Source organism: Marinactinospora rubrisoli (genome assembly GCF_042664915.1).
GTDB lineage: Bacteria > Actinomycetota > Actinomycetes > Streptosporangiales > Streptosporangiaceae > Marinitenerispora > Marinitenerispora rubrisoli.
In genome coordinates this window covers 121,358-136,677 of the sequence record NZ_JBHTBH010000014.1, presented here as the reverse complement: position 1 = coordinate 136,677, position 15,320 = coordinate 121,358, and the positions used below count along the sequence as shown (strand labels likewise).

The following is a 15,320-nucleotide window of genomic DNA, read 5'->3' as shown; positions in this document are numbered from 1 at the left end:
CCGATCCACGGGATAGCGGTCGTGCAGACCCGGCCGGCGCGGAGACCGCTCCGGCCACGTGAGAACCGGCATTGGGGGCCACGGACGGTGCTACGGGCAATCGGCTACTTTCTCGCCTCGGAGGAGCACGGACCGCGCGAGTTGGTCCAGCAGGCGCGGCTCGCCGAGGAGGCGGGCTTCGAGGCGCTGTGGATCTCGGACCACTTCCATCCCTGGCTGGACGTTCAGGGTCACAGTCCCTTCGTCTGGTCGGTGATCGGCGCGATCGGGGAGGCCGTCTCGCTGCCGATCGCCACCGCGGTCACCTGCCCCATGATTCGGGTCCACCCGGCGATCGTCGCGCAGGCCGCCGCCACCTCGGCCGCGCTCGCCCGTGGTGGGTTCACGCTCGGCGTCGGGACGGGCGAGGCGCTCAACGAGCACGTCACCGGGGAACGGTGGCCGTCCGCGGCGGAGCGCCGCGAAATGCTGGAAGAGTCGATCGAGGTGATGCGCCGGCTGTGGACCGGCCGCCAGGTCACCCACCGCGGGCGGCACTACACGGTGGACACCGCCCGCCTGTACACGCTGCCGGAGCGTCCGCCACAGGTGTACGTGTCGGCGTTCGGCAAGAAGTCGGCCGAACTCGCCGGCCGGGTGGGCGACGGGCTGGTCACCATGGGCCCGAGCCGCGAGACCATCGAGGTGTTCCGGCGCAGCGGCGGCGCCGGCAAGCCGATCCAGGGCGGCCTCAAGGTCTGCTGGGGCCCCGACGCCGAAGAGGCCCGGCGGTACGCCGCCGCCCAGTGGCCCAACGACGCCCTGCCCGGCGAGGCGGCGCAGCTGCTGCCGCTGCCCCGGCACTTCGAGCAGCTCACCGGCGAACTGATCACCCCCGACCGCCTCGGCGCCCAGATGCCGTGCGGCCCCGACCCCGACACCTACCTGCACGCGATCGGCGAGTACGTGGACGCCGGGGTGGAGGAGATCTACGTCGGGCAGATCGGGCACGACACGCGCGGGTTCTTCGACTTCTTCGCCCACGAGGTGCTTCCCGAACTGAAACGCCGCCGGCAGCCCGCGGCGGCGGTGCCGGGGCAGGCGGGCCGCTGAGGGCTGCGGCCAGGGACCCCTGGTGGCGCGCCCGCCGAGCGCGCCACCAGCGGCGTCAGCCCCGTGGCGGGGCCAAGTCGCCGAACCGTACGGGGGCGTCGGCGGTGGCGTACTCGTAGTCCGAGAAGTACATGTTGCCCACCTCCATGTTGACGTGGATGTAGTGCAGCATGTCCGGGTGGAGCCGGAACTCTCCCGGTTCCCCCTCCTCGCCGTCCGCCGGGGTGAGGTCCACCGCCAGCATGGGCCACCGGCCGGGGGCGGCCATGGTGACGGCGTCGGCGAGGAAGGCCACGCACAGCTCGCTGTCGGCCAGGGCGGCACGGACTTCCGCGGCGGAGGCACCCTCCCAACTCGGGTCGTCCACGGCCTCGATGTTCTCGTGCTGTTCCGCCCGGTACTGGGCGAGCCCCTGCTTGGTGTGCTCCCACGCCGGGTCGACGGGGACGGTTCGCAGCTGCAGGAAGTCCTGTTCCGGAGGGAAGAGCTCGGCGGGCGACGTCATCAGGCGCCGCAGCTCGCGCCATGCCGCGTCGTCGCTGTAGTGGGTCCGGACGACCAGGATGTTCTCCGAGCCGGTGGGGAGGGGTGCACGCATGGGTCGCTTTCCAGTCGACGGGATCGGACGCGGTGCAGTGAATCAGGCGGTCCGGACAGTCCGCGCCCCCTCACCGTCGGCACCACGTTCGCGCCGGAGATCCCGGCCGGTCAGGCCGGGCGGCGCGCCCAGAACAGCCGGTGGCCGCCGGTGCCCTCCGGCACGAACTCCTCGGTGACCACCTGGAACCCGGCCGAGCGGAGCCAGTTCCGGGACGTGCCGGCGTCCGGATGGCTCCACCACATCGGAGCGGGCCCGCCGAGCCAGTTCCGTTCCGTCCCGGTCCAGTCGGTCTCGCCGACGGTGGCCAGCAGCCATCCGCCGGGGCGCAGCCAAGAGTGCATGCGGCGCAGCAGCTCCGGCTGCTCGCGCTGTGGCATGTGGATGAGCGTGTAGAGGCACACGACCGCGTCGAAGGTGCCGGCGGCGAAGCCCACCCTGGTCACGTCCGCCGCCACGAACCGGCCGCCCGGGACCAGACGGCGGGCGCGGGCGAGCTGGACGGCGCTGAAGTCGACACCGGTGACCCGGTGTCCGTGCGCGACGAGATCGGCGGTGACGGGGACGCCGTTGCCGCACCCCAGGTCGAGCACCCGCGCCTCCGGCGGCAGCCGGGTCCGCAGCTCGGCCGCCCACGCGACGTGCTCGGCGGGGGTGTCACGGTCGCCCCGGTACCGCTCGGACAGCGCGTCGTACCCGGCGCGGACGAGGTCGCGGCGGTCGTCGTCGGTCATGCCGGCAGCCTGACAGACGTGCCGGGCGGCCGCCACCGGTATTTCCGGTGACGGCCGCCCGGGCGGATCAGCGGCCGGCCCCGGCCGGGTGCCGGGTCCGCAGGGAGAGAACCACCACGATCACCGTGGCCGTCAGAGCCAGGACCGCCAGCAGCAGGCAGACCGTCCGCAGCGCGTCGGTGTAGGCGGCTCCGGCCAGCGCGCCGCCGGTGAGGGCGGCGAGCACGGCGCCCACCACCGCGATTCCGACGGTCTCGCTGGTGATCCGGACGGTGTTGAACATGCCGGACGCGGTACCGGCCTGGTCCGGCCGCACGCTGCTGATCGCCAGGCCGTCCAGCAGGCCGTTGGTGAGCCCGGCGCCCGCGCCGATCAGCAGGAACGGGACGAGCAGCCGGAGCGGTGCGCTGTCCGCCCCGATGGTGGTGAGCAGCAGCGCACCGGCGCCGCTCAGCGCCACGGAGCCGGCCACCACCGGCATCGTGGGCAGCCGCCTGGCGAGCTCGGCGCCCGCCGACGGCAGCAGGACGGTGGGCACGGTGAGCATCAGCAGCCACAGCCCGGCACGGCCGGCGTCCAGGCCCACGACCGTGATGAGGTAGGACGGCAGGTACACCAGCAGCGGGACCAGCACGAGCATGATCGCGCCCGCGGCCACGGCGATCGACATGAAGCGGCCGTTCGCCAGCAGCCCCAGCTCGAACATGGGGTCCGCCCGGCGGCGCTCCACGATGGTGAACGCGACCCCCAGGGCGGCGGCCGTGACGGCTGCTCCGAGGATCACCGGGCTGCCGAAGCCGCGCCCGGGGCCCTCGACGAGGGTGCAGATCAGCAGCAGCAGCGCCGTGGTGAACAGCGCCGCGCCGGGCCAGTCGATCCGGCGGACCGCCGCGCTCCGCGAGTGCGGCAGCATCGGGACCAGTGCCAGCACCAGCCCGGCGACGGCGGCCGGTGCGGCGAACACCGCCCGCCAGCCGAACGCGTCGATCAGCAGTCCGGCGACGGTTGGCCCGAACGCGGTGCCGGCGCCCAGCACGGTCCCGAGCAGCCCGAACGCGCGGGCGCGCGCCGGTCCCTCGAACGTCTCGGCGAGCAGCGAGGAGCCGCCGGTGACGGCCGCCGCCGCGCCGATCCCGGCGACGGCGCGCAGCGCGTTCAGGAGGGCGATGTCCTCGGCCACACCGCACAGCAGACTGCCGGCGCAGAACAGGCCGATCCCGGTGGCGAAGACCCGCCGCCGGCCGAGGACGTCCGCCAGCGAGCCGGAGAGCACCAGGAAACCGGCGAAGCAGGCGTTGTAGGCGTTCACCACCCACTGGGTGGCGGCGAGATCGGCGGACAGGTCCGCCTGGATGTCCGGCAGGGCCAGCGCGGCCCCGGTGATGGTGAGCGGGAAGGTGAGAGTGGACAGCAGAACGGCGACCAGGACGAGAATCCTACGGCCGCCGGGAGAGATCATGCGCACGATGTGCTGGCTCCGCGAATCGGACGGGAAGCCGGGCAGCACAAGAGACCGCACCGGCAGCTGACGCTGATGCGGCGGAGTGGCTCAGTGAGGGGTCACGCCGCCGCTACGGGCGGCGGACTCTGTCCGAGGCGGGCATGTGGGACAGCATAACGGGGACTCCGGGCGGATCGGCACGCGCGGTGGGCCGACCGGCCGGACGGGTATGGCTCCGGCACGCTCCGCGGACCAGCGCCGCCCCGTGGGCCGGTCGCCGACGCGACGACCACGGCAGGGCGGGAGGCCGACCTCGGGAGCCCCGGCGGGACCGCACGTTGCCCCGTCCGGGAGTCCCCGTTCTCCCGGCCCGCATGGGCGTCTCAAGGGCGGCCGCTGGTGCCGCCGACCCCGCGTCGCCCTGCGGGCGGCAGCGGTGCTCTCTGGTCGCGCCGACTCTCGCCGCGGCCCGGGAGCCGTGGGCCACGAGGAGGGGGCGGCGAAGAGCGCCGCTGCTTGAGGCGTCTCTATCGTCGCCCGAAGTCGCACGGTTGTGCCTCTCCGGGCAGGGCGACCAGCACGCTCCCGGCGCCGTCGAGGTCGATCTCGTTCAGGGCGACCTGGGTTCCTCCCAGCTCCGCGAGGTAGGTGCCGACCTCCGACGGCAGCCAGGTGGTCTGCGCCTCGGTCAGGCCGGCGGCTTCGGCCTGCCAGGCGAACGGCTGCGCCGCCGTGGTCGTGGCGTGTGTCGTTCCCGGAGTCGTCGCGAGAGTGAGCAGCAGGCCGACCGCGATGGTGAGCGCGTGTTTCCGCAGGGAGCCCCTCCACCCGAGCGCTGTTCCGTGGCGACCTTGAGAACCGCGCCCGGCCCGTAGCCCGGCGATGCGCGACGGGCGCCGGGTGGCCGACGCAGGCCGAGATATACGCCAGGGCCGGTGGGGGGTAGGCCGCAGGTGCGGCTGCTCACCGGCCGAGCCGTCGTGGACGGCGAAGGGTGCGCCGCGCGGTCAGCCCGGTCGTCGTGCCCGGCGGAGGCGCGGCCCGTCGGGCCGCACGACCATGGCCGCGCCCGCGGCGGCCAGCAGCCCGCCGAACGCGAACAGGCCGTAGCTCTGCAGATCGTCGAGGCGTTTCTGCTCGGTGTAGCTACGGACCACGTCCTCCCGCGTCCAGAACATGGCCGCCTCGCAGGTCTCGCCAGGCTCGATGAACTCCGCTTCCCGGCCGTCGCCGCCGCATTGCACCGCGTCAAGGGTCATGAAGCCACCGGCCACCATCAGCACGCCGATGAGCGAGGTCAGGACCCCCTTCGCGCGGATGACGGCGCGGTCCTCCGCCGTCCGGTCGTGGCGCGCCGGCCTTGGGGTCAGCGGTGGTGGCTCCTCCGTGTTCCCGGTCATACCGATGTGAGACGGCGCGACCGAGCGGCCGGTTCCCGCCGCGCCGCGTGCGCGTCCCGCACCCCAGCCGGATCCGGTGTGCGCATCACGACGGGACGCGGGCACCCGGGTCAGGCCGGCCGCCGCCCGGAATCCTGCGGGCGCCACCCACCGGGGCTGACGATCATCCAGACGCCCAGAGCGGTCCACGTCCCTTCGGCCGCGATCAGGCCGTAGCTCCACATGTCGTCGGCGCGCTTCTGCTCCTCGTAACTGCGGACGACCTCCTCCCGTGTCCAGAAGGAGGTGAACTCGCAGGTCTCGCCGGGCTCGATGTGGACGGTCGGCTGGTTCTTCGCACCGGATCCGCACGACACCGTGTTCAGCGAGTTGACGGCGGGCACCAGGAGCAGCCCTCCGATCAGGGCGATGAGGACCCCGGTGAGACGCATGGCACCCCGGGACGACCGGGGCCCGGTGCGTCGCGGGTCTCCCGGCCCGAGGTCTGATCGTCCGCGCATACCGCTAGAGACGGCGCCCGCGGCGAGCCGGTTCCCGTTCGGGTGATCTCGGTCCGGCGGTCACCGCACGCCCAGCCTGATCCGGTAGGTCCACCACCACGGGCGCGGCCCGGCCAGCCGCCGGGCGGCGACCTCGCGGAGCCGGGTCAGGCCGATCTCCTCCTCGGTGGCCCCGGCGGCCAGCAGCGCGACGACGCCGCTCTGGCCGAGCGCCAGGCCGAGCAGCCGCTCGGCGTCGCCCTCGTCCCGGCGGTGCAGCGCGATCTCGACGGTGTGCCGGAAGAGGCCGCTGTCCCGCATCCGCGCCAGGTGCCCGGCCTTGGCCGCGTGCGGCGGGCGCAGGCCGCGCCGCAGCTCCAGTTCGCGGTAGGTGGCGTCGAACGCGGCGTAGGCGGTGTCGGTCTCGGCGTCCACGCAGGGCGGCCAGTCGCAGTCGAAGGCCGCGAACACCCCGCCGGGCCGCAGCAGGCGGGCGGCTTCGGGGAGCGCGCGCTCGGGGTCGAACCAGTGCAGCGCCTGCCCGGCGGTGACGATGTCGGCCGAGGCCGTCGGCAGCCCGGTGTCCTCTGCGGTCGCGTCGACCAGCGAGAACGCGGCGGCGTCGGGCAGGGCGGCGAACCGGCGTTCGGCGATGGCGCGCATGCCGGCGGCCGGTTCCACCGCGATGACCCGGGTCGCGCGGCCGGACCACGGCAGCGCGGACAGCCCGGTGCCGGCGCCGAGGTCGACCACCGCCGGACGCGCGACGCCCGCCCAGTGGGTGAGGACGTCCGGCAGCTCCGGCGGCGGGGTGGGACGCGTCCGGTCGTAGTGGTCGGCGAACCCGGCGAACCGGGTGGCGGCGTCCGGTGTGCTCATGGCGGCCCCCTCACGTCTAGCCGCCACGCTAGCCGCCCGCCGATCAACGCGGCCAGGCGGCCCCGGCCGCCATTGCCAGGCCCACCGACCGCGCACGGGCCTCTGGATGAGTCAGTCCGATGCTCTGCACGCCCACAGGCGATCAGTGAGCGTTCGACGGGCGCGTCGGTCCGCCGGTCGTGCCGGATCGCGGCGGCGAGTGCGAGCAGGCGCCGCCCAACACGGGTCTACGCCCGCTGAGGTTCGGGCACCGAGTTCTTCCCGCGTGAGCCGGCCCTTCACATACCGATGAGGGCTTCGATCCATTGGCGACACCGGGCCAGGCGCCCGTGGCGAGGTTTCCCGGCCTCGCGGTCGGGCCCGACCAGATGGCAGCCGAACTGTTCGGTGATCGCTTCGAAGTCGCGGAACACCCACAGCGCGGTCAGCAGGGTGTCCAGTTCTCGTCTCACAGCCAAGACCTTCGGGCGCCCTCCGCTCTGCCCGTCACCGCCCCGAACATCGATCGGACTCGGTCAACTAGCCGAGTTGTTCCGGTGTCTGGTGGGTGTCCGGGCATGCAGAGCGGGCGTCCACGATCGAGGTGCGACGCAAGACCTGGACACCCTCCACACCGCACTCCACGTGAAGATCGGCGACGGACTAGAAGTGAAGCGGCACGCGGGCCGCCCGCCACGGCTCACCGACTCTCAGCCGCCGCGCCCGGCCGTGACACAGACCCGGCCCGGCTTCACCTCCAAGGCCCGCCGGACGCGCCTCGTCCGCACCCGGCCCGGATCGATGTCCCCCCACCCGCCCCAACACCCCGGCCACCACAAGCGGCCGCGCGCCGCCCCCGGTCAGCGACACGATCCGGCCGGCCGCCTCCGGCACCGGCTTCCGGCACGGCACCGTGTGGACCACCGACTCCACCCCGGTGGAGTGCGGTCGTTCCGGCCCGGCCGGACGGGCCGCACACGGCTTACTGCCGACCCCACTCGCGCCACTACCGGGGACCGCGCCTGTTCCTGGCGCGCACCCCGCACGGCACGCCCGTCACGTGGCGCCCGGCCGACCGAAGAACGGCGAGCGCGCGGCCCTGGCAGCCACGCGGGAAACAGAACCGCACCCGGCCGCCCGGCGGCGAGGGACCGATCCTGATCGCCGGCCAGGGCTTTCGCCTCCCAGCGGGTCCAGGCCGGACTCCCCGCGCGGGGGCTGCGGCCCTCCCTTTCGGGCGGGACAGGCCCCGCCCCGGCGAACACCCGCTCACAGCGGCGCGGCAGTCGATCGAGCCGGTCAACGACACCCTCGAAGGCCGGCCCGGCCTGCAGCGCCACGGCGGGCGGGACCTTCGAGCGGGGCCGCGGTCAGGGCCGGCCGGCCGATCCTGGCCATGACCGCGCCGATCCGGCACGACCACCACACCGGCGCACCGGCCACCCGATCCTTGAACGCCCACGACCACCAACCACAAAAGAACCACTCGTCTAGGCTGGGCGGGTGACCACCACCGCCCCTGTGGAGTCAGCCCTGCGCACACTGCGCCGACGCCATCCGTTCCACAGCTGGCAGCGGGTCACCGCCGGCGCCTCCGGCGCCCAGGTCTGGCGGTTCAGCCGGCGGCGGACCCGCTACGTCAAGCTCGACACGGATCACGCGGCGCTCGCCGCCGAGGCCGAACGGTCCGCCTGGCTTGCCGAGGTGGGGATCGGCGCCCCGGAGGTGCTGGAGTTCGACGGCCGCGACGGGGTGTACTGGCTGGTCAGTACGGCCGTCCCCGGCCGTTCGCTCGCGCAGCCCTGGCCGGCGCACCACCGGGCGCCGGTGGTCGCGGCGCTGGCCCGGTTCGCCCGCCACCTGCACGACCTGCCGATCGCCGATTGCCCGTTCGACCGGCGGCTCGCCGTGACCGTCCCGGAGGCCGAGTCCCGGGTCGCGGCCGGGCTGGTCGACCCTGGCGACTTCGACGCCGAGCGTCGGGGACGCACTCCCGAGGACCTGCTGGCCGAGCTGCACGCCGGCGTCCCGGAATCGGAGGATCTGGTCGTCTGCCACGGCGACATGTGCCTGCCCAACGTCCTGGTCGACCCGGCCACTCTTGAGTGGACGGGGGTGGTCGACGTCGGCCGGCTCGGCGTCGCCGACCGGCACACCGACCTGGCGCTGGCCGGCCGCAGCCTCGCCGACACCGACCTGAACCCGGCGTTCGGCGCGCCGTTCGCCCGCGCCTTCCTGGAGCATTACGGCGGCCACCTGGTTTCCGAGGAGCGGCTGGCTTTCTTCCGGCTGCTGGATGAGTTCTTCTGACCGACCACCGAAGACGTCCGGGCGCCCCCGGTAGGCTCGGGGGCCATGTGGCTCACCATCACCGAGGCTGATCGGGGCCATCCCGTCCGCGCCCGGCCGCACGCCGACCAGGAGGCGAAGGACATCGAGCGCTACGGCGCGGACCTGGAGCCCGGCGCGAAGCCCTCCACCGCCGACGTCACCGTGTTCCTTCTCGCCGGCGATCCGAAGCCCGGCGGGCCCGTCGGCCGCCGCGCGCGGGGCGCGGCGGGTACGGCTGGAGACCGGGGAGGCACGGCCCGAGTCGATCCGGCCGTACCAGCGGTGCGGCACCGGCGCATCGACCGGTTCGGGCCCTCCATCGGTCACCCGGAGAGCGTCTGCTCCACACGGGACCCGGCCCCGGCGGGTGTGCCGCGGTGACGGCCGCGTCCCCGCGCGACCAGAGCCCCCCGGGCCTGGTCTGGTATGCCAGCTACGGAGCCAACATGTCGCGGGAACGCCTGGCCTGCTACATCGAGGGCGGGACCCCGCCGGGCGGCTCACGCGCCAACCCCGGCTGCCGGGACCGGCGACCGCCGCGCGCCGTGCGCCCGCTGTGGCTGCCCGGCGGCGTGTACTTCGCACTGCGGTCCCCCATGTGGGGCGGCGGGCTCGCCGGCTACGACCCCGGGCTGCCCGGGGCCGCGCCCGCCTGCGCTCACCTGGTCACCGCCGGGCAGTTCGCCGACATCGCCGCGCAGGAGATGTACCGGCCGCCGGGCACGGACCTGGACCTCGCCCCCGTGCTGCGCACGGGGCGGCACCTGCTCGGCCCCGGCCGGTACGAGACCATGCTGCACGTCGGTGACCTGGACGGTCACCCGATCCTCACCTTCACCGCGTCCTGGACACAGGCCGACGTCGCGCCGACGGCCCCCTCGGCGGGGTACCTGCGGGCCATCGGCGCCGGCGTGCGGTCCGCGCACGGCTGGTCGCCGGCGCGGGTCGGCGGCTACCTGGCCGGCCGGCCGGGTGCCGCGGGCCACTGGACGCCCGAGCGGGTGACCGCGCTGCTCACGGCCCGCTGAGCAGCGGCCGGGACGCGCCGAGCCGCACGCCGGTGCGGCTGATCCAGTAGCGGCGCAGCACATCGAGGAAGACCGACACCTGCACCGCCGTCACGCCGCTGATTCCGGCGAGATCGGTCGAGAGGAAGTCCGCCAGCCGCTCCTCGTCGCGGAACGCGCCGTGGTGGATGACCGAGGAGGTTCCCGCCACCACGGAGACGTAGCGGGCGGACGGGTGCCGGGCGAGCGCGGCGCCGACCTCGGCGATCGACCCGGCCTCGGCGGTCACCGACAGGATCGCCTCCAGCCGCATGCCGAGCAGTGCCGGCTCCACCTCGACCCGCGGCCGCACGACGCGGCGTTCCAGCAGCGACTGGATCAGCCGGTAGGCCGTGGACTGGCTGACCGCCAGTTCCCGCGCGACGTCGCTGGAGCTGAGCCGGGCGTCGGCGTGCAGCAGGTGGGCCGTGCGCCGTTCCTGGTCCGACAGCGGCTCGACCGGCTGTTCGCCGCCCGGCTCGGCCTTGAGAGCGAGTGCGGCGACCTGGTCGGCGGTGAGCCGGTCCAGCCGCCAGCCGTCGGCCTGGGTGATCGCGCGCAGCACCAGGTCGGACTGGCTGGCCACCACCCCGGGCACGGACTGGATCTCGTGGGTGAGCAGGTCGCGCACGCGTTCGCGGCTGGCCGGGTGTGCGACGCAGTAGACGTCGGCGCGCCCGCTGGTCATCGCGACGAAGGGGATCTCGGGGTTCGCCGCCAGGCGGTGCGCGACGGCCTGCAGCTGGCCGGGCGCGGTGCTGATCCACACGTGCCGGGGATGGGCGTCGGAGTACGCCGACCACGCGAGCTGGCCGATGACCCGGATCAGCCGCCGCGTGGTGAGGCGGTGCATGCGGCGTTTGACGGTGCTGGGCGAGCTGCCCAGCACGTCGGCCAGGACGTTGACGGGCGCGCGGGGCGCGTGCTGCAGCGCCGCGATCAGGTCCAGATCGAGGTCGTCCAGGTTCGGGTTGTCCGGCACGTTGAGAGCATAGTCATTACAGACGCGTTTCCATGTGAATACTTGTGTCATTCCTGGCCTTGGTATTGACAATAACCGTCGGCATCCCGGAAATTCGTACGACCGGGCAGCTCACGGAGGCAGCCGCGCGGTGTATCGACGTCCATTGACCAGTAGTGACGAGGAGCCGTGGTGACGACGCGCGAATCCGCCCGCCCCAAGCGGTCGATGGCGGCCCTCCTGGGGACCCTCAACGCCATCGAGCGGGTGGGCAACAAGCTGCCCCACCCCTTCTGGCTGTTCACGATCATGGCCGGGATCGTGGTCGTGCTGAGCGTCGTGCTCAGCGCGCTCGGTGCCTTCGCCGTCTCCCCCGCCGACGGGGAGCGCATCGAGGTCCGCAGTCTGCTCTCCGCCGAAGGGCTGCAGACGATCGTCGGCGACGCCATCGACAACTTCGCCACCTTCCCGCCGCTGGCGCTGATCATCGCCGTCATGCTGGGCGTCTCGGTGGCCGAACGCGCCGGGCTGCTCAACGCCATGCTGCGCGGCAGCGTCACCCGGGTGCCCAGGTCCTGGCTGACCTTCACCCTCGCCCTGACCGGCATCACCGGCAGCGTCGCCTCCGACGCCGCCTACGTCGTGCTGATCCCGCTCGGCGCGCTCGTCTTCAAGGCCGCCGGCCGCAGCCCCATCCTCGGCCTGGTCGTGGCGTTCGCCTCGATCTCCGCCGGCTACGACGCCTCGCTGCTCATCACCCCGATCGACGCCATCCTGGCCGGCCTGACCACCAGCGCGGCGCACCTCGTCGACCCCGACTACGTGGTCACGCCGCTGGCCAACTACTACTTCTCGGCCGCCTCCGCGGTGTTCCTGGCCGCCGTCGTCACGTTCGTCGCCGAATTCGTGCTCAGCCGCCGCACCGCCGGCATGGAGATCGACGGCGAGGGCGCCGGCGACCTCGGCGACATGAAGCTGCAGCCGGCCGAGCGCCGCGGCCTGCGCAACGCCGGCCTGGTGCTCCTGGCGGCCGTCGCCGTCATCGCCGCGGTGCTCATCCCGTCCGGATCCCCCTTCCGGGGCGAGGACGGCACGGTGCTCAGCTCGCCGATCATCACCGGCGTGGCCTACGTGCTGGGCATCCTGTTCCTGCTCACCGGCGCCGTCTACGGCCGTACCGTCGGCACCATCCCCACCATGAAGGACATCCCGCCCGCTATGGTGACCGGGGTGCGCGACCTCGCCCCGGTGATCGTGCTCTTCTTCGCCGCGTCCCAGTTCCTGGCCTACTTCCGGTGGACCGGCCTCGGCGAGGTCATGGCCATCCGCGGCGCCGACGTGCTCGGCTCGATCGGCGTCCACCCGATCGCGCTGTTCCTGGGCTTCCTGGCCGTGGTCGCCCTGATGAACCTGCTCATCACCAGCGGATCGGCCATGTGGACCCTGATCGGCCCGATCTTCGTCCCCATGTTCATGCTGCTCGGCATCTCCCCGGAGACCACCCAGGCGCTGTACCGCATCGCCGACTCCACCACCAACGTCATCAGCCCGATGAGCCCGTACTTCGTCATGGCGCTGGGCTTCCTGCAGCGCTACCGCAAGGACGCCGGAATCGGCACCCTGATGTCGCTGACGCTGCCGATGTCGGTCACCATGCTGGTGACCTGGACCCTGTTCTTCCTGGCGTGGTGGGCGCTCGGCATCCCGCTCGGCCCGGGGGTGCCGGTGCGCTGACCGGCCCACCGCCGCGCCGCCCGGACCCGGGCGGCGCGGCCCCACGTTCCCTTCCCCCACCGGCAACCGGACGAGAGAGCAGAGGTGGAGACGCGTGACGGCACCCAACGACGTGGCGCTGGCGAAACTGGCCGATCTGACCCGCAGAGACCTGCCCGAGGTGCTGGCGGACCTGCGCCGCCTGGTGGAACTGGAGACTCCCAGCGACGACAAGGCGCTGCTGGACGCCGGGCTGGCCGAGATCGAGACGTGGCTGGGCGAGCGGCTCGGCCCGCCCGACGCCCAGGTACGCCATGACGGCGGCGCGAACGGCGACATCCTGGAACTCCACTACCGCGGCTCGGCCGGCACCGCCGCGCCGGACGTGCTGCTGGTCTGCCACTACGACACGGTGTGGCCGGAGGGCACGCTCGCCGAATGGCCCGTGGAGATCGACGGCGACCGGTTCACGGGGCCGGGCTGCTTCGACATGAAGGCGGGCCTGGTCCAGGGCGTCTGGGCGCTGCGCGAACTCCGCGAACTCGGCCTGCCGCACCCGGGCGTGCGGCTGCTGCTCAACGGGGACGAGGAGGTCGGCAGCCCCGCGTCGCGTCCGTACATCGAACGCGCCAGCGCCGACGTCATCGCCACCCTCATCCTGGAGCCGAGCCGCGACGGCAAGCTCAAGACCCGGCGCAAGGGGATGGGGCTGTTCGACATCACCACGCACGGCATCGAGTCGCACGCCGGCCTGGACCCCACGGCCGGTGCCAGCGCGGTCCACGCGATCGCCGAGCTCGTCCCGGCCCTGACCGCGCTGGCGGATCCGGCCCGGGGCACCACCGTGAACGTCGGGGTCATCTCGGGCGGCACGGGGCGCAACGTCGTGGCCGGCCGGGCGCAGTGCCTGGTGGACTTCCGGGTGCAGGACCCGGAGGAGATGCCCCGGATCGACGCCGGACTGGCCGCGCTCACCGTGTCCGACCCACGGGTCAAGGTGGAGATCGGCGGTGGCTGGAACCGGCCGCCGCTGAACCCCAACCCGGCCAGCGACCGGCTGCTCGCACTGGCCCACGAGGTCGCGGCGGGGCTGGGCACCGAGCTCGGCGAGGCCGCGGTGGGCGGCGCCAGCGACGGGAACTTCGTGGCGGCACTCGGCCGCCCGGTGCTGGACGGTCTCGGCGGGGTCGGCGCCGGGCCGCACTCGCGCGACGAGCACATCCTCGTCAGCGGAACCCCGCACCAGATCGCGCTGGTGGGCGGCCTGATGACCCGGCTCGCCACCGGCTGAGCCGCACCGCCCTCGGGCGTACGGGGGCCGCGCCGCGACCGGCGCGGCCCCGCGTATACCGCGGCGGGTCACCGGATCCGCGCCCTGCTCGTCCGCACAGCCCGCCTTGTTCCCGTCGACGCAGTCGGCAACCGGTGCACCACCGCATACCGCTGCCGCGTGACGGGTCGGCGCGGGTCCGGATGGGAATTCAGCGTCCGGTCGTGCCGTCGACCAGTTCCCGCAGGATGTCGGCGTGTCCCGCGTGCCGCGCGGTCTCCTCGATCAGGTGGGCCAGCGTCCAGCGCCGGGACGGCGCCGGGCTGCCGCGCTTGACCGGGCGGGGGCCCGGTTCGGCGAGGTCGTGCCAGGAAGCGATCTGCTCGTTCGCGGCGGCGGTGGTCTGCCGGTAGGCGGCGAGGACGGTCTCGGCCGTGTCGCCCGGGGCGGGGTGGAACGTGGCTTGCCAGTTCGCGACCTCGCGGCCGAGCAGCCAGTACCGTTCCACGTAGGTGAGGTGCCGGACCAACCCGAGCAGGCTCGTCCCCGACGGCACCCCGGGGGCGCGGGCCTGGCGCTCGGGCAGGCCCGCGGCCTTGGCCGCGACAGAGGCACGGAGGTAGTCGAGGAGGCCAGCGAGTACGTCCTTCTCACCGGGGCCGGTCGACGGCGGGCCGGTGTCGAGGTTCCGCCGCGGGCTCATCGCCGTCCCTCCGGGGCCGCTCCCGCCCGCCGGATGACCAGCACGTGGTCGACAACGGTCGCGGTGCGGCCCGCAGGGCCGGTGGCCTGCCGCTGGGGGGTGTCGGCGCGTTCGATCGACCATTCCGCGGGATCGAGCGCCAGTTCCGCGGCGACCTCCCGGGGGGTCGGGTAACGGAGGTCGGGATCCTGGTTCCAGGACCACGGCGCGGTGGAGCCGTGGTCAACGACGGCGAGCCGGCCGCCCGGGTTCACCGATGTCGCGGCGGTCCGCAGCACCTGGGCGCGGTTCAGGGCGAACGGCGTGTGCAGGTACTGCGCGGAAACCAGGTCGAAGGTGCCGGCGGGGAAGTCCGCGGCGAGGTCGACGCGGAGTGCGGTGACGGGCACGCCGGTACGGCCGGCCTGCCGCCGCAGTGTGTGCACGGCTGCGGCGGAGATGTCGACCGCGGTCACCCGCCAGCCCCGGCCGGCGAGCCAGAGCGCGTCCCCTCCTGCCCCGCAGCCCAGATCCAGTGCGGCACCCGGGGGCAGCGGACCGGCGATCTCCGCCAGTCTCGGGTTCACCTTCGCCACCGGTGACTCGGCAGTACGCGAGCGGTACTGCTCGTCCCAGAAGCGGGCGGCTCGATCTGGACTGCTCATGTTCTCTCCTCGCAGGCTCGGTCGAGCGCCACCTTCGCGCGAGCCGCCGC

Annotated in this window: 16 protein-coding genes; 6 read left to right on the top strand and 10 right to left on the bottom strand. The window is 73.6% G+C overall.

From position 1 onward, the window contains the following. Nucleotides 1–87: 87 nt before the first annotated feature. On the top strand, nucleotides 88–1,092 hold the full coding sequence (locus ACFQRF_RS24605) for a TIGR03557 family F420-dependent LLM class oxidoreductase (RefSeq protein ID WP_379873560.1): 1,005 nt from the start codon (nucleotides 88–90) through the stop codon (nucleotides 1,090–1,092). A gap of 55 nt (nucleotides 1,093–1,147) precedes the next feature. Here the strand turns inward: ACFQRF_RS24605 and ACFQRF_RS24600 are convergent, their stop codons facing one another. From ACFQRF_RS24600 to ACFQRF_RS24570, 7 genes are all read right to left on the bottom strand, one after another. After that, on the bottom strand, nucleotides 1,148–1,690 hold the full coding sequence (locus tag ACFQRF_RS24600) for a DUF6924 domain-containing protein (protein WP_379873559.1): 543 nt from the start codon (nucleotides 1,688–1,690) through the stop codon (nucleotides 1,148–1,150). A 110-nt stretch (nucleotides 1,691–1,800) separates the two neighbouring features. Then, entirely contained in the window at nucleotides 1,801–2,424 is a 624-nt protein-coding gene (locus tag ACFQRF_RS24595; protein WP_379873558.1) for a class I SAM-dependent methyltransferase, read from the bottom strand. 67 nt (nucleotides 2,425–2,491) lie between these two features. Then, nucleotides 2,492–3,883 (bottom strand): MFS transporter, encoded by a 1,392-nt coding sequence (locus ACFQRF_RS24590; protein WP_379873557.1) that lies wholly within the window; start codon nucleotides 3,881–3,883, stop codon nucleotides 2,492–2,494. Between the two features lie 989 nt (nucleotides 3,884–4,872). Then, complete coding sequence (locus ACFQRF_RS24585) at nucleotides 4,873–5,265, bottom strand: hypothetical protein (RefSeq protein WP_379873556.1); 393 nt, start codon at nucleotides 5,263–5,265, stop codon at nucleotides 4,873–4,875. A gap of 110 nt (nucleotides 5,266–5,375) precedes the next feature. Further along, nucleotides 5,376–5,696: a hypothetical protein gene (locus tag ACFQRF_RS24580; protein ID WP_379873555.1), complete on the bottom strand. Its 321-nt coding sequence runs from the start codon at nucleotides 5,694–5,696 to the stop codon at nucleotides 5,376–5,378. Between the two features lie 129 nt (nucleotides 5,697–5,825). Beyond that, complete coding sequence (locus tag ACFQRF_RS24575; RefSeq protein ID WP_379873554.1) at nucleotides 5,826–6,623, bottom strand: class I SAM-dependent methyltransferase; 798 nt, start codon at nucleotides 6,621–6,623, stop codon at nucleotides 5,826–5,828. Between the two features lie 278 nt (nucleotides 6,624–6,901). Then, nucleotides 6,902–7,075: a hypothetical protein gene (locus ACFQRF_RS24570; RefSeq protein WP_379873553.1), complete on the bottom strand. Its 174-nt coding sequence runs from the start codon at nucleotides 7,073–7,075 to the stop codon at nucleotides 6,902–6,904. A gap of 1,048 nt (nucleotides 7,076–8,123) precedes the next feature. On the opposite strand from ACFQRF_RS24570, the gene ACFQRF_RS24565 reads away from it, so the two are divergent. The 3 genes from ACFQRF_RS24565 to ACFQRF_RS24555 all read left to right on the top strand — a co-directional run bounded on the left by ACFQRF_RS24565 (nucleotide 8,124) and on the right by ACFQRF_RS24555 (nucleotide 9,961). Next, entirely contained in the window at nucleotides 8,124–8,912 is a 789-nt protein-coding gene (locus ACFQRF_RS24565) for an APH(3') family aminoglycoside O-phosphotransferase (protein ID WP_379873607.1), read from the top strand. A 45-nt stretch (nucleotides 8,913–8,957) separates the two neighbouring features. Then, complete coding sequence (locus ACFQRF_RS24560) at nucleotides 8,958–9,314, top strand: hypothetical protein (RefSeq protein ID WP_379873552.1); 357 nt, start codon at nucleotides 8,958–8,960, stop codon at nucleotides 9,312–9,314. Nucleotides 9,315–9,379: 65 nt separating this feature from the next. Next, entirely contained in the window at nucleotides 9,380–9,961 is a 582-nt protein-coding gene (locus ACFQRF_RS24555) for a histone deacetylase (RefSeq protein WP_379873551.1), read from the top strand. Here ACFQRF_RS24555 and ACFQRF_RS24550 read toward each other — a convergent pair. Continuing rightward, the gene (locus ACFQRF_RS24550; protein WP_379873550.1) at nucleotides 9,948–10,961 is read right to left on the bottom strand and encodes an Lrp/AsnC family transcriptional regulator; all 1,014 of its coding nucleotides are present in this window, start codon (nucleotides 10,959–10,961) and stop codon (nucleotides 9,948–9,950) included. The genes ACFQRF_RS24555 and ACFQRF_RS24550 overlap by 14 nt on opposite strands. 207 nt (nucleotides 10,962–11,168) lie before the next feature. On the opposite strand from ACFQRF_RS24550, the gene ACFQRF_RS24545 reads away from it, so the two are divergent. Together ACFQRF_RS24545 and ACFQRF_RS24540 are read left to right on the top strand one after the other, a co-directional pair. Further along, nucleotides 11,169–12,674 carry an AbgT family transporter gene (locus ACFQRF_RS24545; RefSeq protein WP_379873606.1) on the top strand — a complete coding sequence of 502 codons (1,506 nt, stop codon included), beginning with the start codon at nucleotides 11,169–11,171 and terminating at the stop codon, nucleotides 12,672–12,674. Nucleotides 12,675–12,768: 94 nt separating this feature from the next. Further along, nucleotides 12,769–13,944: a M20 family metallopeptidase gene (locus ACFQRF_RS24540; RefSeq protein ID WP_379873549.1), complete on the top strand. Its 1,176-nt coding sequence runs from the start codon at nucleotides 12,769–12,771 to the stop codon at nucleotides 13,942–13,944. A gap of 190 nt (nucleotides 13,945–14,134) precedes the next feature. On the opposite strand, the gene ACFQRF_RS24535 is transcribed toward ACFQRF_RS24540, so the two are convergent. Further along, a complete protein-coding gene (locus tag ACFQRF_RS24535) occupies nucleotides 14,135–14,626 on the bottom strand; it encodes a DinB family protein (RefSeq protein WP_379873548.1) in 492 nt (163 codons plus the stop codon). Continuing rightward, nucleotides 14,623–15,270, bottom strand: coding sequence for a class I SAM-dependent methyltransferase (locus tag ACFQRF_RS24530; protein ID WP_379873547.1), 648 nt, complete (start codon nucleotides 15,268–15,270; stop codon nucleotides 14,623–14,625). Before ACFQRF_RS24530 ends, ACFQRF_RS24535 begins: the two co-directional genes overlap by 4 nt. Nucleotides 15,271–15,320 lie beyond the last annotated feature (50 nt).